This window comes from Paraburkholderia sp. LEh10 (genome assembly GCF_017814945.1).
Classification (GTDB): domain Bacteria; phylum Pseudomonadota; class Gammaproteobacteria; order Burkholderiales; family Burkholderiaceae; genus Paraburkholderia.
The window spans coordinates 1-20,551 of sequence record NZ_JAGIPX010000006.1; the positions used below are offsets into that span (position 1 = coordinate 1).

Annotated in this window: 17 protein-coding genes and 1 pseudogene; 4 read left to right on the forward strand and 14 right to left on the reverse strand. The window is 55.0% G+C overall.

Annotated features, from left to right (window positions below):
• Positions 1-150 precede the first annotated feature (150 nt).
• Positions 151-360, forward strand: coding sequence for a hypothetical protein (locus J8I87_RS06650; RefSeq protein WP_209930658.1), 210 nt, complete (start codon positions 151-153; stop codon positions 358-360).
• Positions 361-391: 31 nt separating this feature from the next.
• On the opposite strand, the gene J8I87_RS06655 is transcribed toward J8I87_RS06650, so the two are convergent.
• From J8I87_RS06655 to J8I87_RS06695, 9 genes and pseudogenes are all read right to left on the reverse strand, one after another.
• Complete coding sequence (locus tag J8I87_RS06655; protein ID WP_209930659.1) at positions 392-1,297, reverse strand: LysR substrate-binding domain-containing protein; 906 nt, start codon at positions 1,295-1,297, stop codon at positions 392-394.
• A gap of 150 nt (positions 1,298-1,447) precedes the next feature.
• Positions 1,448-2,182 (reverse strand): SDR family NAD(P)-dependent oxidoreductase, encoded by a 735-nt coding sequence (locus tag J8I87_RS06660; RefSeq protein WP_209930660.1) that lies wholly within the window; start codon positions 2,180-2,182, stop codon positions 1,448-1,450.
• A 69-nt stretch (positions 2,183-2,251) separates the two neighbouring features.
• Positions 2,252-2,986, reverse strand: coding sequence for an SDR family oxidoreductase (locus tag J8I87_RS06665; protein ID WP_209930661.1), 735 nt, complete (start codon positions 2,984-2,986; stop codon positions 2,252-2,254).
• A gap of 113 nt (positions 2,987-3,099) precedes the next feature.
• Complete coding sequence (locus J8I87_RS06670) at positions 3,100-5,520, reverse strand: ATP-binding cassette domain-containing protein (protein ID WP_209930662.1); 2,421 nt, start codon at positions 5,518-5,520, stop codon at positions 3,100-3,102.
• Between the two features lie 95 nt (positions 5,521-5,615).
• Positions 5,616-6,647, reverse strand: a complete 1,032-nt coding sequence (locus J8I87_RS06675; RefSeq protein ID WP_209930663.1) for an ABC transporter permease — start codon at positions 6,645-6,647, stop codon at positions 5,616-5,618.
• A gap of 83 nt (positions 6,648-6,730) precedes the next feature.
• Positions 6,731-7,584 (reverse strand): annotated as a pseudogene (locus J8I87_RS46250) (substrate-binding domain-containing protein).
• The gene (locus tag J8I87_RS44475) at positions 7,481-7,870 is read right to left on the reverse strand and encodes a hypothetical protein (RefSeq protein WP_245253744.1); all 390 of its coding nucleotides are present in this window, start codon (positions 7,868-7,870) and stop codon (positions 7,481-7,483) included. The pseudogene J8I87_RS46250 and the gene J8I87_RS44475 overlap by 104 nt, the downstream one beginning before the upstream one ends.
• A gap of 411 nt (positions 7,871-8,281) precedes the next feature.
• On the reverse strand, positions 8,282-9,241 hold the full coding sequence (locus J8I87_RS06690; protein WP_209930665.1) for a VOC family protein: 960 nt from the start codon (positions 9,239-9,241) through the stop codon (positions 8,282-8,284).
• Between the two features lie 769 nt (positions 9,242-10,010).
• The gene (locus tag J8I87_RS06695) at positions 10,011-10,967 is read right to left on the reverse strand and encodes a LysR family transcriptional regulator (RefSeq protein ID WP_209930666.1); all 957 of its coding nucleotides are present in this window, start codon (positions 10,965-10,967) and stop codon (positions 10,011-10,013) included.
• A gap of 824 nt (positions 10,968-11,791) precedes the next feature.
• Here J8I87_RS06695 and J8I87_RS06700 point away from each other — a divergent pair.
• Positions 11,792-13,225, forward strand: a complete 1,434-nt coding sequence (locus tag J8I87_RS06700) for an amidase (RefSeq protein ID WP_209930667.1) — start codon at positions 11,792-11,794, stop codon at positions 13,223-13,225.
• 823 nt (positions 13,226-14,048) lie between these two features.
• A complete protein-coding gene (locus tag J8I87_RS06705) occupies positions 14,049-14,327 on the forward strand; it encodes a DUF3331 domain-containing protein (protein ID WP_209930668.1) in 279 nt (92 codons plus the stop codon).
• Between the two features lie 303 nt (positions 14,328-14,630).
• Here the strand turns inward: J8I87_RS06705 and J8I87_RS06710 are convergent, their stop codons facing one another.
• Complete coding sequence (locus J8I87_RS06710; protein ID WP_209930669.1) at positions 14,631-15,581, reverse strand: ring-cleaving dioxygenase; 951 nt, start codon at positions 15,579-15,581, stop codon at positions 14,631-14,633.
• A 731-nt stretch (positions 15,582-16,312) separates the two neighbouring features.
• Here J8I87_RS06710 and J8I87_RS06715 point away from each other — a divergent pair.
• Positions 16,313-17,224 carry a LysR substrate-binding domain-containing protein gene (locus tag J8I87_RS06715; RefSeq protein WP_209930670.1) on the forward strand — a complete coding sequence of 304 codons (912 nt, stop codon included), beginning with the start codon at positions 16,313-16,315 and terminating at the stop codon, positions 17,222-17,224.
• Positions 17,225-17,577: 353 nt separating this feature from the next.
• Here the strand turns inward: J8I87_RS06715 and aroQ are convergent, their stop codons facing one another.
• The 4 genes from aroQ to J8I87_RS06735 are packed head-to-tail and all read right to left on the reverse strand — an operon-like array spanning position 17,578 to position 20,551.
• Positions 17,578-18,021 carry a type II 3-dehydroquinate dehydratase gene (gene aroQ / locus J8I87_RS06720; protein ID WP_209930671.1) on the reverse strand — a complete coding sequence of 148 codons (444 nt, stop codon included), beginning with the start codon at positions 18,019-18,021 and terminating at the stop codon, positions 17,578-17,580.
• Positions 18,022-18,040: 19 nt separating this feature from the next.
• Positions 18,041-18,874: a shikimate dehydrogenase gene (gene aroE / locus J8I87_RS06725; protein ID WP_209930822.1), complete on the reverse strand. Its 834-nt coding sequence runs from the start codon at positions 18,872-18,874 to the stop codon at positions 18,041-18,043.
• A gap of 7 nt (positions 18,875-18,881) precedes the next feature.
• Positions 18,882-20,093 (reverse strand): CaiB/BaiF CoA transferase family protein, encoded by a 1,212-nt coding sequence (locus tag J8I87_RS06730; RefSeq protein ID WP_209930672.1) that lies wholly within the window; start codon positions 20,091-20,093, stop codon positions 18,882-18,884.
• A complete protein-coding gene (locus J8I87_RS06735; protein ID WP_209930673.1) occupies positions 20,093-20,551 on the reverse strand; it encodes a MaoC family dehydratase in 459 nt (152 codons plus the stop codon). The genes J8I87_RS06730 and J8I87_RS06735 overlap by 1 nt, the downstream gene beginning before the upstream one ends.

Sequence of the window (20,551 nt, forward strand, 5' to 3'; positions counted from 1 at the left end):
GGTTGCTCAGGTCAAGGTTCAGGTCGGTCTGTTTCATGCGCTTATTGTGCCTGGCAGGCTTCGGGTTGAACAGCATGATATGGGCGAGTTTTGAACACTTTCCTTAAGCATGACTACGCGCATTTCAACTACTACTCCGACGAAGATACTATGATCGTAGAAGGAACCAGCTCGGGTACGACCAAAGATGGGGTACAGTTCACAGGCGGTCTGACATACGCCGGTTTCTTCACCGATGTTTTCGAAATTCGGGATTTCAAGATTCAGCGTCTCTATGTTTACCTGGATCCCGACTATTGGGGAAAGAACACTGCTCCTTATCCTTGGCTGACTCGCGACGAGGAGTGGCCGAAACATTAAATCGACATTCCGTAGGTGCTTGACTTAATTCTTATAAGGCGAGCACCTTTGGCATTTTCTCTACGAGAAAATCCATAAAGGCTCGTACCGATGGAAGCATACCTTGTCGAACGGGAACAAGTGCAGTAAGAGTCGATTCTCCGGCGGACCATTCAGGCAGAACGTTAATTAATTCGCCCGATTCGATTGCCCCTTTGCAGACGTAGGCGGGCAGCGCAACAATCCCCAAACCTGCCTCTGCCGCGCTCTTAAGGCTCAAAATATCCTCTGATATCAGACGCGGATTAACGCTCACTGATTGCTTGAATCCATCATCGCTTTGCAAATTCCACCCAACCGATTCCGCACACGACATCGCTACCAAAGTATTATGTTCCGACAAGTGATCGGGTTTGCACGGTGTGCCATATTCTTCCATATAGCTACGTGCAGCAAAGAGCCGCCAACTTGCAGTTCCGAGGGTTCGTTGTACGAGACTTGAATCAGGGAGTGGCTCGCTATGGGAGCGAATTGCAAGATCGAAGTTTTCCGCGACAATATCGACCGAGCGATCAGTAAGATGCTGCCAAACATCGACCTCAGGAAATCGCCCCAAGAATGCCGGTAAGAGCTTTCCAATAGCGAACTGTGCGGCCGCCACTGGCGAGGTCATTCGTATTGTACCTCGCGGCGCTACGACACGACTTCGGACAATGGTCTCCGCGGCCTTAGCTTGCCTCAGCATAAGGACCGCTTGTTTATAAAAATCAGTACCAACGTCGGTCACGCTAAACTGACGTGAGGTTCGATTAATGAGCCGAACACCTAACGCGCATTCCAGCTGCCGAATACGGTTACTAATAGTGGACTTCGATGCGAGAAGGCTCTTGCTTGCAGCGGTGATGCCACCCCGCTCGACAACTTCCACATAGTAGTGGAAATCGTTGAGATCCAACATGATTTTCCTTATTGCCTGTTACAAACGATAACAATCCACTGATATCCGACCACACCGGGTCGTGTACCCTGTCTCGCACTACCATTTGAGTTATCGAAACATCCGCAGAGACGCCCATAGCTACGATCAACACGGACATCTGATGCGCCCTCATTGCGCCGTATAACCACCGTCAATGTATAGCTCCGTACCAGTCACGAAGCTCGATTCATCCGAAGCCAAAAAAAGTGCGCCATACGCCACCTCGATCGGCTGCGCCATACGCTTCATCGGTGTTCGTGCGACAACCTCTGCACTCAATGCAGGATCCTGGCCGTCGAGAACAAGAGGGGTCGCGATAATGCCAGGGTGAATCGAGTTGGCTCGAACTCCGTCAGACGCGTATGTGATTGCTGCATTCTTGGTCAGGTTTCGGACTGCACCTTTGCTGGCATGATACGAAGCAGCGCCAACGACCGACACACTGCCCCAAATCGAGGAGATGTTGATTATCGAACCGCGTCCCTTGGCTTGCATATGAGGAATGATAGCGCGCATTCCAAACAGGACACCATCGAGATTTACTGCCATTACTTTTTGCCACGCCTCGTTCGATGCTTCGGTAATCGTGAGGTAGTCGGCAATGCCGGCATTGTTAATCAATACATGCACAGAATCAAAGGTCTCCGCGATCTCTAAAGCCAGCTCCTCCCATGCTTTCGCATCGGCGACATTAAGGCGCCTGAAATGCTGATTCTCTAGCGAAGCAAATTTAGGCTCATCACGATCGCACATAATCACTTGCGCACCATGTTCCGAAAACAGATTCGAGATCGCTCTTCCAATACCTCTGCTTGCACCCGTGACAATTGCCACCTTATCGTGAAGCCTTCCGTTTTCGGCCATTCAATGCCTCCACTCAATTCTTTGTAATATGGCGCAGAAATTAACGTCTTCCTTTTGATCTTTTCCGCTCTATGCGTTGAGGCCGCCGTCCACGGTCAGTGTTGAACCTGTGATATAGGTCGAATCTGGTCCTGCAAAAAATGAGACTGCACCTGCGATCTCGCGCGGCTGCGCGTGGCGACGTAGGGGAATTCGCTCGCGGGCTGCAGCTGCGTACTCCGTAGTTTCCGGATTCATGTCCGTATTAACGTGCCCCGGCTGCACGGCATTGACGAGGATGCCTTTAGGTGCCAAGTCTATCGCCCAGCTTTTTGTCAGCATGCTGACACCCGCTTTGGAAGCGTTATAGACGCTAAGACCAGCTACTCCGGAGCGTTCTACGAGAGAACTGGAGATCGATATAACTCGGCCTCCTGGTCTCATAACCCTGACGATCGCGTTTGTGAGCCCAAATACCGCCTCCAGGTTCACGCGCATGACGCGTCTGAACTCTTCGTGCTCGACTTCACCAATGATTCCCATTGAGAATACGCCTGCGCAGTTAACCAGGATGTCGATACGTCCAAATCCTTCCAGAACTTGCTTGACAATTCCTTGAAAAGTTTCAGGCTGGTTCAGATTGATCCCGTATGCCTGAGCCTTCACTCCATATCGCGTGATTTCCTCGCGGAACAACGACGACTGTTCAGCACTTCCCGCTTCCCCAAAACTCAAATCGAGCGCTGCAACGGCTGCCCCGTCTCGCGCCAGTCTACGTGAGATCTCACGCCCGATCCCGCGTGCTGCCCCTGTGACTACAGCCACCTTCGACTCCAACGGCTTGTATATGCCCATTTTCCGTTTCCCCTCTTGAATATCAAATTGAAACCTTTCAAGCTTGACTCAGCGTTCACTGTGCGTTCAAGGTCAGCCAAGTACTACGCTGCCTTAACCTTCCCGCCTTGCAATAGACCAAAGATCGCTGCGCCCAGTAGAGTCGCTCCGCCAACGAGAAAGTACTGCCACGCGCTGTTCATATTCAAAAAGGCCGTAATATTCAGACAGAGCTGAACAAAACATGCCGCGACTACTGTTGCCATAAATGACAGTTTTCCTCCGGTCACGCTCGCTCCACTAATGACGACCGCAGTTATTCCCATTAGCGTATACTCCGACCCTGTCGCCGCCGACCCGATACCGACTTGAGCGGCGAGCAGTAGCCCGGCTATACCAGAAAGTAATGCACTCAATACGTAGGCGCACGTGGTAATACCAGCCGACCTGACACCGAGCTGAGCCGCAACGTTGTTGTCCGATCCCCAAGCCCGCATTTGACGGCCCAGTCCTGTAGAGCGACTGAGTATGCCAAGGGCCACCATCGCAAGTAGTGCAAAAAGCAGCTGTACCGGCATTCCGAAAGACTGACTTTCGACGAGATCAATATAGTCCGGATTGATGACACCCTCCGGTTTCGGCCGTAGGTACAGAGAAACGCCACCGATTGCGACGAAGGTCGCAAGGGTTACAACGACGGACGGCAACCTCAACGCAAGCACTCCAAAAGCATGAAGTACGCCGACGCCGATTGCGATGAGCAAAATGATGCAGACTCCACCAGAAACTGACTCAACAGAGTTTCCGAGCAAAAAGGACGAAAGCACAACGACCAGTCCCGCAAGGGGACCAGAAGATAGGTCGATGCCTCCTATAATGAAAACGCAGGCCTGCCCGAGCGACACAAAAACTAGTATGGAAATCAGCGCTGCCAGCGATAGCAAGTTAATCTCTGTGAAGAAGAAGGAATTCAGTGTCGCTGTACACCCCAGAATAGCGAGACTAACAAGAGCCACCGGAAAAATCGGGAACAAATCGCCGCGACTAAATCGCTTCCACGGAGTCGACGGACGTAACGGAGCGACGCTGCTCTTCTCGTGTCCGTCGTACCCGTGACTAACCATGGCAGCAGCGATTTTGGCCTCGGTTACGTCGCTTCCTTCTAGAGTTTCGACGATGGTGCCGTTCGAGAACACGTGAACCTTGTCGCACAACCCCTGCAGTTCCAGCGAATCCGAACAAAGAACAAGTATTGCTGTCCCTTCCTCACTCAATGAGCGGAGTGCCTGGTAGATCTCGAAGCGTGCACCTACATCCACTCCCTTTGTCGGCTCATCGATTAGCAAAACCTTGGGGCTTGCCGAAAACTCTCTGACCAACAATACCTTTTGCTGGTTGCCACCGGAAAGCTGCTTGGGAGTAGCAAAAACATCATGAGCTTTTACGGAAAAATTACTGATGGCTTCCCGGGCAGAATCAATTTCCGCTCCAGTTGACAGAAAACCCCACCTGGTCATCTTGTCCAACACAGATGCCGTTACATTCTCGACAAGTGAGTGGGACATGAAAAGTCCGTCAGCGAGACGGTCATCGGTAACGAATCCGATCCCTTTCTGATGCGCACCAGCGCGATCCCCACTTTTGACTCGAACGCCGTCGCAAACGACTTGACCGTTCGAAACGGATTCCAATCCAGCCAGGGCGCGTAGAAATGACCGCTGGCCTTGCTCCTCAATACCGGCAAGTCCTACGACCATTCCTGAACACAGGTCCATATCCACAGATTTGAAATTTTTTCCAGATAGTCCTTTAACAGAAAGAACTGAGCGACCGGGGTGTACCGCTTTCTCCGGAAAAAAACGATCCATTGGTCTACCCGCAATCTTCGCGACAATTTCGCTTTCGACAACGTTCGCGCGATGGATCGTTTCGATCACTCGACCATCGCGCAGTACGGTAATGGTATCCGCGATCGTCATGACCTCCTTGAGACGATGCGAGATATAGACAACTGCAACTCCCCTGATCACCGCCCTACGAATAAGTTCGAAGAGACGCTCCACCTGTTCGCGACCGAATGGCTCAGTTGGTTCATCCAATATGAGAACCTTTGGTACAAGATATAACGCCTTTACAATCTCAACAACGTGCCATTGTGCAATGGACAAATGGGACAAGCGATCGTCGGGGTCGATGCCCATCCCGTCTTGGGCGACTTCGGCAAGTTTCTCCATCACCATCCAGCGGTTTGGAAGACCCCTTGATAAGCCGATCGCAACGTTTTCACGGAGGGTCAGGTCCGGAAGAAGTGCTGGATGTTGATGCACGACGGCGACGCCGAGTTCGCGCATAGCCGCAGTCGTGACGCTGTCGACGATTCGCCCATTAAAGAAAATCTCCCCCGTAGTTACTTCGACCGTGCCGGACGCTACGTTAATCAGCGTTGACTTCCCTGCACCGTTTTCTCCCACGATCGCGTGCACAGAGCCCGGCATAAAATCGATTGAAGCATCGGACAGCGCCATGACTGCGCCATAGCGCTTCGTAGCTCCGTCGAGCCGAAGGACAGGCGCATTCGATGTCCCGCAAGCAGTGCACGAATCGGAATTGGATGTTGGTTTCATTTTGCGGGCATCGAAGAGCGTGAAGAGAGAATGCGAGGCACAATTGCGTGAATACTCGCGCCGGCAACAACGATGATTCCTTGCATGACGTTCTGGACAGAACGATCAAATCCTGCAGCAACAAGCATCTGACCCAGTTGTGTCATAAACAGGGCCCCGACCAGTGTCGACACTGCGCTCGCTCTTCCACCCGTAAGAGAATTACCACCCAATACCACTGCCGCGACCGAGGTCAGCAAATAGATCTGGCCGACGGTAAGACTTGGAACGCTCAACAATCCCGCGAGAAGCATGCCGCCGACGCCATAGCAAATTCCTGCAAGTGTGTAGGCGCCGATCTCGATTCGTGCAGTACGCAGTCCAACTGCTTCGGCAGCAGGCCCATTGGTGCTCGCCAGAACAAATCTTCGCCCAACCTTTGTCCGCTCCAGGACCACACTAGCAATCGCGATTACAACAGCAGCAATCAGGAGCGTGTTTGGCATTCCGGCACTTCGTCCAAGTGAGAACTGTCCCAAGAGTTGCGGAGCATTGCCGGGGGTGCCGTTGGAAATCCATAGAACGAAGCCCATCAACACTCCGTTTACGCCAATCGTCGTCACAAGCGACTGCAGTTTGAACTTGACGATCAGAACCCCGTTTACGAATCCCACCGCCGCTGCAGCAAGGACGACAAAGATCAATCTGATCACGATGTCAGAAGGCGAAGCATCCGTCGCGATGCCATGGGTGCAAAGAACGCAGACAAGCGAGATTGCTCCGCCCACTGAAAGGTCAAGTCCTCGATGTTGGATGACCAACTGCTGTCCCAATGCCGCGATTCCCAGAATGCACGCAAATGGCAACATCAACAGAATCGCTTCAATATGGATTGAACTCGGAGCAACTACTGCCGAGACGACAAAAAGGAGAGCTAGACCCATCATTGCCAAGCCTGATCGACTGGTCAACAAACGGCCAACAACAAACGTAGTATTCGACGATGTTGAAGAGTCCGCGTGAGCTTGCGATAACTCCGAGCGCATCATATGTTCCTCAAATATGCGAAAGCATCTGACCGGGACCTGACATATTGGCTCCAACCCACTGCCTTGCTCCACGCAAATCCTGTTTAACGTCCGAATAGCGTCTTAAGCTGATCCGTAGTGAGATGTGAAGACAGCAGTGCGTCTGGCGGCAGTGACGTACTGCAAGCGGGCTTAAGCTTCGGATCAGGCGATAAACTATCCTCGATGAGGGGGAGATTAATGATGCTGGGCTCCGGGTCCGGGATTCCCTCGACCGCCGCTACCCCTTTACGCAACGCGATACGGACAATCCAGTTTCGACCGGAAATGTTGCCTAACTGGAAATTGGGGTTGTTAGCCTTATGATCGCGCCAGAAACAGCCAAGCTCATTTGCGTCTTGCGACGTCCAAAGGGGAATCGAACGTCCTGCCGCGACGAAGGCTCGAAGCGCGCCCACCGAACCCAAGCTGTAGTCCGAGTAGACCGCATCAATTTTTTCGTGCTTCGCCAGAAGTCCCGACATGACCCGCTGGGTTTCTGCAGGGTCCCAATTCGTCGTAACAGGACCTTCGAGCACCTTGATTCCAGGATATTTTGCAAGGTTTTCTTCCAGCCTACCGACTCGGCGAGAGTCGTGGGATTACCTGGAGTGCCCCCAAGCACAATGACGTTTCCTGTCCCATTAAGGTGCTTGGCAATCCATTCTGCCTTCACCTCACCGTTGTACTCAAGGTTCTCGGTCGCAACCATCTCGTAGTCGCGGCCACGCTTACCCGGAAAGTTCGTGCCTACCATGTACGGAATCACGACCGAACCACTCGACGTCGCTTGACGCATGGCGCGAATAACTGCTTCACCCCCATCGGGATAAACGAGAATGACATCGAATTTCTGTGCCGCTAGTCCCTGAGTCCGTATACCGGATTTCCTTGATATTGGGACACTTCTTCGCCTCATCCTCAAACTCTGCTCGCGTAATCTTTCGCCATGAGTTGCTTCCGAACCCATCTGCCAGCGCAACTTTGATCGGTTTGGTTCCGCACACCTTCGAAATATCAATCATCTGGTCTGGCCAGCCCACCTTATCTTTCGCCAGATTGACCGTGGCTTCATCTGCGGATGCTTGCGGAAGGTAGGTGCAGGTGCTGGCCGCAAACGTCATCAGCAACGCTCCCCAGAACCGCGGAGCTACCGGCTTTTTCGATGACGGCTTGAAGTACGTATTTTTGACAGCAGATTTCAACTTTATCTCCAAATATCTTCGCTGACGAAAGATGTAGTTATCGCCAACCTAATAAGGTCGCGGCGCTATCGATGTAATTTTATTTTTTTGCCTGATGGTGTGCTATTTTGGAGTGACTCTCAGTTTCACCCTTTTATTTTGTCTGCATTCCTAATCACGTTGCAGAATGAATTCCCTGTTTTGGCGCGGGGGGGGTGATTCCACTTTTAGTACGCTAAAATTGTTATAAGTATCGTTCCCGGGAATCAACACATACTAACAAACGATGGCTGTACGCCTTCGCTTCGCGGAGGCACTTACGTCGCAGCCCGTCGACGAAAGTGCCCCCGATACACCGGCGAACGGGTCAAATCAAATTTCCCATCGATGCCTGAAGGGTTAAATTTCAGTTCGCAATACGATACAGGTTGTTTAGAACTTGAGCGGCTCGAGGAACGCCATGATCTCTTCACGACGCTTAGCAAATACCGGCGGGACCTGAAACGAGCTTCCCAACGATTCATAGGGTTCGTCGATGGTAAATCCAGCCGGCTTGGAAACAGCAGCCTCGAACATCCCGCCACCGGGCGCCCTCACATAGATCGAGTCGAAGTAGCCGCGATCTTTGCGTTCGGAGGTGTCGGTCAGACCGATTGCCTCGAGTCTGGCCTTGACTGCGTCTTGCGCAGCAAAGTCGTCGACCTGGAACGCGCAGTGGTGAACGATGCCTTCACCGTACGTCCAGCTCGCTTGCGGCAACGTCGGTTCGAGTGCGAGATCAACAATCGTTCCAGTGCCGCCGTTACCAAGCTCATAGCGGCGATACTTCCCATCGCTGGCCGTCTCGCGCCCCGTCCAGCCGTCTTGCATGAACTCTTGACAGGGCTCGAATTCCCGAACCTTCACCGTGATGCCATGCGTGCCACGAATGGCGAAATCTGCAGGCACTTCGCCGTTCGAGTATGGCTTACGTGCATCGTCAGCGATTCCAACCAGCTCATATTCGATGCCACACGGGTGCGCGAACGCAAGGAGCTTCTCACCAAATCGCTCTTCGTAACGCGGGGTAAAGCCGTAGTTCGAGAGGCGTTTGTACCAGAAGTCCAGTGAAGAGACCGGCACGGAGAGACTGAGCGTACTGATGTTGCCGGCACCGCCATGTGACTTGCGACCCGATTGCCGCATCGGGAAAGCGGTGATCAGGGTGCTCTCCTCGCCGATGTCGTTACCGTAGTAGAGGTGGTAGATAGGATATGTTCCATCGTAAAGTGCGGTTTTCTTCACGCTCTTGAGCGACAGCACTTTCGTGTGAAAATCGTAGTCCTCCTGTGCGCCACCGGTACAGAGGGTAATGTGATGATGGCGGTGAATGACTGTGGAAGGGGTATTCATAACGTCTCCTTGAGGCGGGTGGGGAACCGTGCAGCCAGAAATCAACACCTCGTATGACGGTCTAGGTGGCTTGTTCGACCCGCTGCATCGCTTCAATCCGTGAATTGATATTAGGCGCGTTGAAGTTCCCTCACAATAGCTCCAACGAGAACAGACTGTTCTGGTATAAGGGTTTGCCCCACGGGCTGGGAACCCGATGCGGAATCGACGCTGAGAGCTAATAGTCGCGGTTCGGAGAGCGTCGAGGGAAGGTCTTGAGACACGCGATGCGTCGTGCGACCAGATTAAACAGCGCTGCAAAGCGAGATGCTGTCCGCGGGCCCTCGGCATCTTGGTTTCGACAAACGGGAGCCAAGCCGATAACGGACTAATGGTTACGAACTACGCAGCCCAGCAGGCATCGTGACACGCGAGACCACAGGGTCACAGTCGGTTCCCGCCGTTACTTTGAATTGCGCAAGGTCCCTCATGCGGATTGTACCTGCGAGGCAGATGCTCCCCACCGTTGCTCTGGTAGGTTTGTTGGCGGCTCGGTGGCCACCCTGGGAAGCGGTAGTTCAGTTCTCCGCGTGCCTGCGAGGGCTGGGAGCGAGAGCGCTGGGACGACCTGTTCGGCCTTACAACCTGTGCCGAATGCCGGCGTGCAGCATCGTGAGGCGACCGGTTCCGAATCGCGAAAGCCGAGAATGTCACCTTGACTCACTGCTGCATCGACTCGGCACCCAGTTCCTCTTGGCATTAGCAGCGTCTAGATCGCCGCGAGGCAGAGCTAGCGAGGCGGCTTCGCGAACTTCGGTGGCGATATAAGTCGCCGTTCATAAAGCTCCCGGTCCCAAGGCGGGTCCTCTCCCGGATTCGCGGCCAGCGCCTCGAGGAAAAGGCTAAGCTTGAGCTGCCCCCGCTGTGCAGCCGGATAGACAGCCGATAACCAGAACATGGGGATCTCATAGCCAGTCAGAACCGCCCTGAGTGTCCCGTCCAACAGCTCTCGAGCGGCAATGTACGTCGGGACGCACACAATACCGCTACCCGCTCGTGCGTAGTCCAACAGAAGCTGGACGCTATTCGTGCGGAGCGCCGCCTGGAGATTCATTTCCTCCTCTTCCGCCCCGTTCTGGAACAGCCATCGGTGCCCTGTAGGATATCGCGAATACAACCCAAGCCTATGGCCGCCTAGATCCGCAGGTCGGCACGGAACCCCATGTTCCGCGAGGTAACTGGGTGACGCACAGAATACGCCGCGCCAAGTGTAGAGCTTGCGCAGGATTAACGCTTTTGAGACTGGCTCAAACATTTGTATGACGCAGTCGAACCCCTCGCGGATTGGGTCTACGATCGCGTCGCTGACGAGTAAGTCCAATGTGATGCCGGGATAATTCCTCTGGAAACGCCCAATCACTTCACCGAAGAATCCGACAGCGAATCCCGGTAATACATGCACCCTGAGAACGCCGTGAGGTGTGCCACTTCGATCGCGCATTTCATCAAGCATTTCGGTTGCCCTGTCGACGAGCTGCGCGCACTCTTGATAGAACGCCATGCCAGCCTCTGATAGAACAACGTTACGCGTATTACGTAGCAGCAACGGCGTCCCAATAGACTCTTCCAGGTGCTGAACGCGCAAGCTCACCGCCGACTTTGCAACCCCAAGAATCCGAGCGGCGTCGGAAAAACTACGGGTTTGTGCCACTCGCACGAATGCTTCGATGCCTTGAAGTCTGTCCATTCTTTATTTGTCTGGCAAAAGTTCCCATCGTCGAAACAAGCTTGGTAGCCTTGCAAATCCTAGTCGCGCCACCAGCAGGTGGGACCTTCGACCATAACACAAATTATGATGCATAGATCATGCACCCTGCTTCCTGGTTTGACGCCTATGCGATCTCCGCGCGATGCACAGAGAATGCAGCGTCCCTCTACCGCCGCTTCTCACCCGACCTCCTTTGGCTCCGCTCTAGCTTAGAGGCCAAGACAAAATTTGTTATCAAGCTGAACGCAGCCGACATACATCGAGTGGACACACAGCCCAGCACATTCCCTACACCTCTATACGGACGTTAGCCATAACACGGACAGAACGCCCGACTGGAGCGTTCGTGCGGTGGCGATTCCAGTTGTCCCCGCCGCAGAGCGAATGCCAATCACCGTTCCGCCTTATACGATTCAGCTCATAGTGTCGCAGGGCGCCTCCATCGTTCGAATTCCTGGACGTTCCGTTCAACTAACACGTCCAATATAAGGGCTCGAACTCACACCGGAGGTGCCACAATAGAACCGATCAAGGGCAGCACTGGATTCACGCAACGGCGAGCGATCCGAAGCACGTGGATGCAAGCCGGCGTTTCGCGAGGCGCGCGCGGTGCCGTTGCATGATGGCGAAACCACCGCATCGGCCCGAGTTGTCCGCTTCTTGCTAGAAACAACCTCCACGGCCGTTCGGCGCGACTACAAGCGCAAAATTTCGCGCTGGCGCAGTGGTTAGGCGTTCCGGCGCTGCAGGCTAGCTAGACGCCCGCAACTTGAGCAACAAACATCTTTTGACCGGAGTGGGCTATGGCTTGCGAAGACTTGGACCTCTGTTACATCACGGCAACACAAGCCATCGAAGCATTCAAATCTAAATCTTTGTCGCCCGTCGAGGTTATGACGGCGGTTATCGCGAGATGCGAAGACGTCAACCCAACCGTTAACGCGTTTACTGATACGCACTTTGAACGCGCCTTGGAAATGGCACGTCACGCTGAGCGTCGCTACAGTACGGCGCCCGAGAGCGTCCGACCGCTGGAAGGCATTCCCGTCGCAATCAAGGACTTTCATCCCATAACAGGTGAGCTGACAACGTTCGGCTCAAAAGCGTTCCGAGGATTCCGCGCTGCTTACACGGCGCCAACTGTACAGCGCCTGATCGACGCAGGAGCAATCGTGCATGCGCGCACAACCACTTCTGAGTTTGCGTTTTCGGGAATCACTCGTACGCCGTTGTGGGGCGACACGCTAAATCCCTGGAATTTGAATTTCACGTCGGGGGGGTCATCGGGTGGTGCAGGAGTCGCGACTGCCGCCGGTATGACAATACTAGCTGATGGTACGGACGGTGGCGGGTCGATCCGGATTCCCGCCTCGGTCAATGGCGTCTTCGGGTATAAGCCCCCGTTTGGGCGCAACCCCCTTGACGCCAGTCACGCCGGTGAAACTTTGCTTCATTACGGTCCAATTACGCGCAGCGTCGTGGATGCAGCACTGATGCAGAACGTTATGTCGGGCCCGCACACGGACGACATCTGCTCTCTTCGAGAAAAACTTGAACTGCCAAGCACATTCGAAGGTATCGAAGGGTGGAAAGTCGGTTTCACGATGGACTTTGGCTTCATGGAAGTCGACAAGGAGGTTCAGAAAAACACGATGGCCGCCGTTGAAGTCTTTGAGTCACTTGGTTGCACGGTCGACAAGGTGGACTTCAACTGGAATCCAGGTAGTCGAGACGCATGGCTAACCCGCTGGGAAGGGATGTTTGCAGCATCGCTGGAACATCTCCTCCCGCGATGGCGCTTCGATCTGGATCCGGGACTGCTACGGCTGATTGAGCGCGGCAAAGCACTAAGTTCTACCCGATACTACAAAACGGACGAAATATGCCGCGAGATGTATCGAACACTGGGACCACTTCTTGAAAAATACGATGTAGTCATCTGCCCTACGACCGCAGTACCGGCCGTAAAAGCAGACCATGACGAGCTTGATCCTTCCTTTTCCATCAATGGAAAGCCGATCCCGTTGGGATTAGGATGGGCCATGACCAATCCCTTCAACCTCCTCAGTCAGTGCCCGGTCGCATCGATCCCTACTGGATTCGCAAGCTCTGGTGTCCCTACAGGTATGCAGATCATCGCTCGCACTTTTGATGATCTTCGCGTATTCCGAGCCTCAGCAGCTTTCGAGCGTGCCAAGCCTTGGCAGCACTTACGACCGAGCTTTGTCAAGTCATAGAGATCCCGCCATGCACCCAACCAGCACGCGCGTGCAATGGCTGGATAACGGTGCAACCTTCGCCCATTTCCCTACCGCCATCAGTGCAATCGGCAAAACTCCTTGCGCTCGTATGAGCTGTCCTCTTCATGCAGCAACAGCAGACTCTTCGTACGCAGCAAAGACGGTTCCGGTCGACGTCCATACCATGATGCCGTACTACGGATCGAGCCTTTTGCGGTCCGGTGGCTGGCGGTCGGATACCAGCGCTCCCTAGCCTCGCTCGTTACACTGCGGTCACCGCATCGAGCGCCGGATCCAGCGCCACTTATAGGTGTACGTGGCGCTATCGATGACGGGTGTTTGCCATCGCTGGACGAAAACAATCGGTCGGCTACGCGAATCGTGAGAACGCGCGCACCGTCCTGGGCCGGCGGCCCGAACTGGTGCAGAACGCAGGAGCAACTCCTCGTCACTGCGCACGAAAATAGTAGCAACGCAGGCGACCTTATGATCAGTGCATTCAGGACGAACTGTTGCAAAAATGGGCCAAAATTGCATGACGTTCATCAGTAGAATGTCTACACGCGTGTCAAAGTTTATAGAATTTCTTGCAAAGACCTTGTGACATATAAATTCGATGTGCAAGGAATCGGTGATGTTGTGGCAGACGTCGTCGATTTGTTAAAAGTCACCCTATCGACGGACCCGAACTGAGCGTGCATGACGATCCGGCAATATGCGCTGGAAAGCTGTTTCGATTCCGATGCATGTTTTCCCACGGACAATGTTTGATGCGAAGTCCAACATTCGACTGAGAGAGAAGGTTATGTCATGAAAAAAAATGACAATCAATACCTCATCGATTAACCTAATCGAATGGCAAACGACATCTACGATACATGTTTCATGGAGTAATCCCACACTTGGACGATACGAGGCTCAGACGTGGAGAGCTGGTTTAGCACGAATGTCGGGCGTTTGCGTGCTGACGGGTGCTCTGATATATAAGGGTGATGCAGTTTTCAGGCCGCTTCTTCGCACGCGCACCGATCCGGCCAATGCCCACGAAATGATCCTGATGAAAATGCTAACGCAGCAAGCTCAGATCGTCGTTCCGTAGAAGGTGCAGGATGAGAGATTGAGTTACGCGCAGCCGGTTTCTAAATTTGAGTGTCCTCCACACCGGATCCGATAGAGGTTCCTGGAGGTCGATAATCAAGTGTTCCAATAGACAAATGTCGGACGGCGCAAGTACACATTTCCTGATCCGAACATCTATGGCTCCCTGTAGAACGTTCGTGTCTTGGAATGCGCGACGCTTGAAGCAGGCGAACCCGTATCTATCAACCGTCGCGCGAAACCGAGTCGTAAATTTGTCCCCACCCTGACGGGTGGAGACATAGCATACAGCGGCAAACTTCGCTCAGATATAAATCGGCTCCAGACGACCAAGCAGCTCGTCCTTACGTCCGTGCAGCCACGGCGGCAACTGGAAATCCTCGCCATAGTGCCCCGGCTCTTCATCGACCGAGAAGCCGATGTCCGTCGTAGCGGCTTCAAACATTACGCCACCGGGCATTTTGAAATACATCGAGCGGAAGTAATTACGGTGAACGGACTCCGACGTATCGATATAGCCCAAAGCCATGAACTTCTCTTTGAGAATCATCTGTTGGTCAACGTTATCAACCGCGAATGCGACGTGATGAACCGTACCCTCACCGTAGATCGAGGAGCCTTGTAGTCGGTCCGGTTCGTGCAAAAACTCCACCACCTTTCCGGGGCCCCCACTGTCCGTTTCAAACCGGTGATACGGGCCAGATTCAGCGACAACCCGGAAGTCCAGTACTCCCCTCATGAACAGCTTAGACTCAAAGACTTCCCGCAACGACAGCGTAACGCTGTGCACGCCGCGAATCGCCACCTCGACTGGGATATCCGCAGTCGAACAAGGTTTCCGGTTGTCTTCGTCCGTTTCTACCAGGTCGAACTCAATACCGCATGGATGATGGAAGCGTTGGCGCCGCTCACCAAATCGCTCAACGGTTTCTTCTGCGTACGCTACCCCAAACCTGTGAAAACGCTCTCGCCAGAACTCTATCGAGTCGCCAGGAACCGAATAATTGATGACACGAACCTGTCCCGATCCCGGTCGAGCTTTCACGCCCCTTTGCCTGAAGGGAAATGACGTGACGAGCGACCCCGGCTCTCCGTCTGGATTACCGTAGTAAAGGTGATAAATCGGGTGCTCTCCATCCAGGAGAACCGTCTTCTTCACCAGCGCTTGGCCGAGCAATCGAACGTAAAAATTGATATCTTCCTGTGCACCGCCAACGCCTGCGGTGAGGTGATGAAAGCCTTTGATAATTGACATTTAGCGTCTCCCGCCAGTTGATCGATAACCCGTGAACTATCGGACGATTGCTCCAATGAAAGCATCGACGAGCTCTGCCCAAGTCTATGTCAGACAGAAACTATCAAGCTCGAGGTCTTCAGCAGAACATCGGCATACGTAGATTAAACGGTTCTATCTATCTGAGAAGCTCATATAGCTTAGACGCTGAGTCCAACAAGCCTGAACGATGTCGTGCTCGCGGTGAAACCCTCGACTCTCTCGAGAGAAGCGGGGAGATCGCCGGCACCACTCATGCCTCTCGCACTCCGACATGGCACGCCGCGTCGTCGTGTAATGAGCCGTAGCTCGCGCATCATGCCTACGCGCTGCCGGCGACGCTCTCTATGTCTAAAAATCTCCGCATCAATAAGAGCGCCTGGGTACGCGCGCCTGCGCAGTCACCAAAAAAGTAAAGCCAAGGATCCTTCTTCTCAAGCTCGGCTTAGCGGCTTATGCAACTTCACGACTCACCGGCGAACACCTGCCATTCTCCTCAGTGGAGGTACGCAATTTTTTGTACGATGCGTTCGAAAAAATAGACGATTCGACTGACAACCGTCGCACTGGCCAGCGAACGCGCCCATACTTCCCTCGGATCCCAGCCAGAAGAATATCAAGACTCGGATCACGTATTGTTTTTCCTCGCATCACATGGTAAAGACTAAGTTTCCCTGTAAGACACTCGGCGTGAGAAGCTAGGAAGGAAAAAAATGCTCGATTTGAAGGATGTTTACTTCTTTGTACAGGTAGTTGATCACGGGGGTTTCACATCCGCCGGTCAAATACTTAGATTGCCCAAGTCGACACTGAGCCACAGGATCCAGGAGCTTGAAACGTCTCTTGGTGTCCGGCTGATCAATAGAACGTCGCGTCAATTTTCCATGACCGAAGTGGGTGCCGAGTTCTATCAACACGCCCAAGCCTTGCTGCAGGGAGCACAAGTTGCCGAAGAGGCAATGAAACAAAGGCGTGCCGAACCCAGCGGCGTCATTCGCATAACAACAACCACTGAGATTGCGCAGTTTGTTTTACGAAACGTCCTGCCGTCCTTCTTGCAAATGTATCCAAAAGTTAGCGTCCTTGAAATTGCGACGGATAGATTGGTCGACATCGTCGGTGAAGGATTCGACCTGGCCATTAGGGGCCACACGTCCCGTTTGCAAGATTCAAATCTGGTTCAACGCCTGATCTGCAGCGCCCCGTGGTACCTCTTCGCTGGACCACGCTACCTCGAAGATCACCCACCCGTGGAACAACCAGAGCATTTGAATGCACATTCAATCATCGCGATGGTGCGAAAGGGGTCGCCCCAGTGGCAACTACAAGGCAAGGACGGTCAGCTTTCGACGGTATCAGTAGAACCGAGATTTCAGAGCAACAATATGGTTTCACTGAAAGAAGCGGCCGTTTCCAACCTCGGGATCGTCGCCCTCCCTGGCTACATCTGTTGCGAAGAGCTGCAGAGTGGAGCGCTTCGCCAGATATTGCCGGATTGGATCGCAGCCGATGCGCGGATCTCTGCATTGATCCCCTATCGTACCGGCTTGCTTCCGGCCGTGCGGTCCCTCGTAGACTATCTCGCTATCGAGATACCTAAGATCACTACCTTTTGCTCAGGCTAAACCGCATCCAAACTGACGTGGGCCGCTCATGCCTGGATAGCGCTAACGTCAAATGGTCTCCTTATGAGACCGTTGGTTGGCCATAAAGCGCCGCTTCCCGCTCGCGCTTTATAGGCCAGTTGCGGTCATAGCGAGAGTCCGACCATGGACATTCAGACGGCTGCTTCACCTTCGCAAGCAGCCGTTCGAATCGGAGTAGTAGCTAGCGTTGCGTCTCCTAAGGGCTAGGAAGACTCGACAAATCCGGCCTGGCTCGAAATACCTGTCGAACAACCCGTGCCCTCTATGAAGGCGCGTCAACGCCAGGTCATAACATCCCCTGTTCCCTCTGTTTCAGCGCCCCTGCCGACTGCTCAACTGCAACCGCTCTGCGCGACGGCGGCCCGCAAGGCCAGCAGATAGCTCTCCACACCAAACCCGCAAATCTGGCCAACGACGACCTCCGAGAAAACGGAGTGGTGCCGAAACGCCTCCCGCGCGTGAACATTGGACATGTGCAGTTCCACGACCGGGCAGGTGAGAATCGCCAGCGCATCGCGTATGCCGTAGCTGTAGTGTGTCCACGCTCCGGCGTTGATAAGCACGGCATCGCAACGCTCTTCGAAGGCCTGGTGAATACGCTCGCACATCGCTCCTTCGCTGTTCGTCTGAAACGACTCCACCTGCACGCCAAGTTCGGCAGCCAGAGCCTGCAAGCGGTTGTCTATTTCGGACAGCGTGATCGTCCCGTACTGCACCGGGTCGCGCTTGCCGAACATGTTGTGATTGATGCCGTGAAGCATGAGGACTTTCTTCATTTGTCACTCCATCGCGAAGTCATTCGAGCGGCACCGTGAGCCGCTCGATCACCGCCCGCGTTGCAGGCCGAACGCCGCGCCACCAGTCGAAGGCTTCCGCCGCCTGTTCGACCAGCATGCCCACGCCATCCGCGATGGTGAACACACCCGCGTTGCGTGCAAGCCGCAGAAATGGCGTCAAACGTTTCCCATAGGCAAGTTCATAGGCGGCGCCGTCAGGACTGAAGACACTGGGAGGAACGGGCGGCAGGTCGCCCGAGAGGCTCGCCGACGTCGCGTTCACGACCAGGTCGAATCGCCCCAGTGCTTGCAGATCGCCATATCCGCAGGCGTGAAGAGCGCCATGCGCGCCGACCTGCGCCGCGAGATCCCTGGCTTTCGCGACATCGCGATTGGCAATGAACAGGCTTTCTGGCCGTGCCGCCAGAAAAGGCAGCAGAGCGCCGCGCGCGGCGCCGCCCGCGCCGAGCAGCAGCACCCGCTTGCCCGCCATCGGCAGGCCGAGATTGACTTCGATGTCACGCACGAGCCCGATGCCGTCGAAGTTCTCGGCAATGATGCGGCCACGCTCGAACTTCATCGCGTTGACGGCTCCAGCAAGCTCCGCTCTCTCGCTGCGTTCGTCGGCCATGGCAAAGGCCTTTAGCTTGAAGGGCGCGGTGACGTTCATTCCCTTGCCACCCGCCGAGGCGAATGCGCGCACCGTATCTGCAAAAGCCTGCTCAGGTTCGAGCGGCCCTTCGATGGCCGTATAAGCCATGTCCTGCTGCGTCTCCTCTGCGAAGAGTCCATGAATCAGGGGCGATTTGGTGTGTCCGATCGGATTGCCGATCACGGCGTACTGGTCCGTCATCATGTCCTCACTTTGAAAAAAGAACGCCATCGGTCTGCATCGCATCGATCTCGGCAGCTCCGAAGCCCAGCGATTGCGCCACTTCCACGTTGTGCTGTCCGAGGTCGGGCCCGACCTGGCGAATCGTCGTGTCGCAGCCGGAAAACCGGAACGGCAGGTTCGGCAGGCGCAGGGTGCCGAAGCGCGGATGCTGCTGTTCAACCACCATGCCGCGCGCGATGATCTGCGGGTCGGCGAGCACTTCGTCGATGCGCTGCACCTTGGCGCAAGGCACGTCGACGCTGTCCAGCAGTTCGAGCACCTGCGCGACCGGCCGCGCCGCAACCCACGGCTTCACCACCGAGAGAATCTCCACGCGATTGGCGTTGCGCCCGCCGAGGGTGTGGAATCGCGCGTCGCTGCCAAAGCCAGCCGGCCCGCCTTGTGCCTCGACGAGCGCGGCGAAACGCTTCCACGCGTCGTCTACCTGCGCTGCGATGACGAGATCGCCGTCGGCGGCACGGAATACGCCATAGAGCGTCGACGTCGGCATGTCGTGACCCGTCTGTTCGGGCAGAACGCCTTGCATCGTGTAGCACTGCACCGCGTACTCGTGCATCGACACGAGGGTGTCGTAGAGCGCCATGTCGATGTGCTGGCCGCGGCCGCTCTTCTCGCGGCCCAGCAACGCGGCGTTCACTGCAGCGACCGCGTGAATGCCCGTGTACATGTCGCCGAGCGAGATGCGCATCAGCGGCGGCGGTGAACCGGGCTCGCCGATCATCTGCATGATGCCGCTCTTCGCTTCGGCGATCAGGCCGAAGCCCGCTCGATGCGCATCCGGCCCAGTATGTCCGTACGCCGAAATCGAGCAATACACGAGGCGTGGATTGCGCGCCGAGAGCGCTTCGTATCCGAGGCCGAGTTTGTCGAGCGCACCCGGGCGGTAGTTTTCGATGAATACGTCCGCCGAGTCGCACAGACGCTGCATGAAGTCCTTGCCGCGTGGATCTTTCATGTTGACGCTCACGCCGCGCTTGCCCATGTTGAGCTGCAGGAAGTAGGCGCTTTGCTGGTCGTCGAGCACGGTGGCGTGCTGGCGCCCGGCGTCGCCGCTGCCGGGGCGCTCGACCTTGATGACTTCGGCGCCGAGTGCCGCGAGACACCGCCCCACATAGGGGCCGGCGAGAAAGTGGCTGTAGTCGACGACGCGAATACCTTCGAGTGGACGGGCTTGCATCAGTACGCTCCCGGACGGCGCGGGACCATCAGGCGGTGTTCGCCGCGCTGGACGACCTGGCCGTCCTGATTGATCAGCTCGGACGGCAGCACGACAATGCCCCAGTCCGGACGGCTCTTGCTCGCACGCATCGCGCCCACGCGGAACTTCACGTGCAGTACATCATTGACCTTGATCGGCAGCAGGAAGTCCCATGTCCAGCCGAGCGACATGCCAGGCAGGAAGCGGTATTCGCTTTGCGTCTTGAGACCATCGGCAATCGACAGACCGAACAGACCGTGCGCGACGATAGAGCCGAAGTGGCTGGCGTTCGCGTATTCCTCGTCGACGTGCACCGGCGTGTGATCGCCCGTGAGGTCAGCGTAGGCCAGGATGCGCTCTTTCGTGACCGTATAGGTTGGACTCACGCATTCGTCGCCTTCGCGGGCGTCGTCCCAGTATTTCTCGATGTTCGTCAT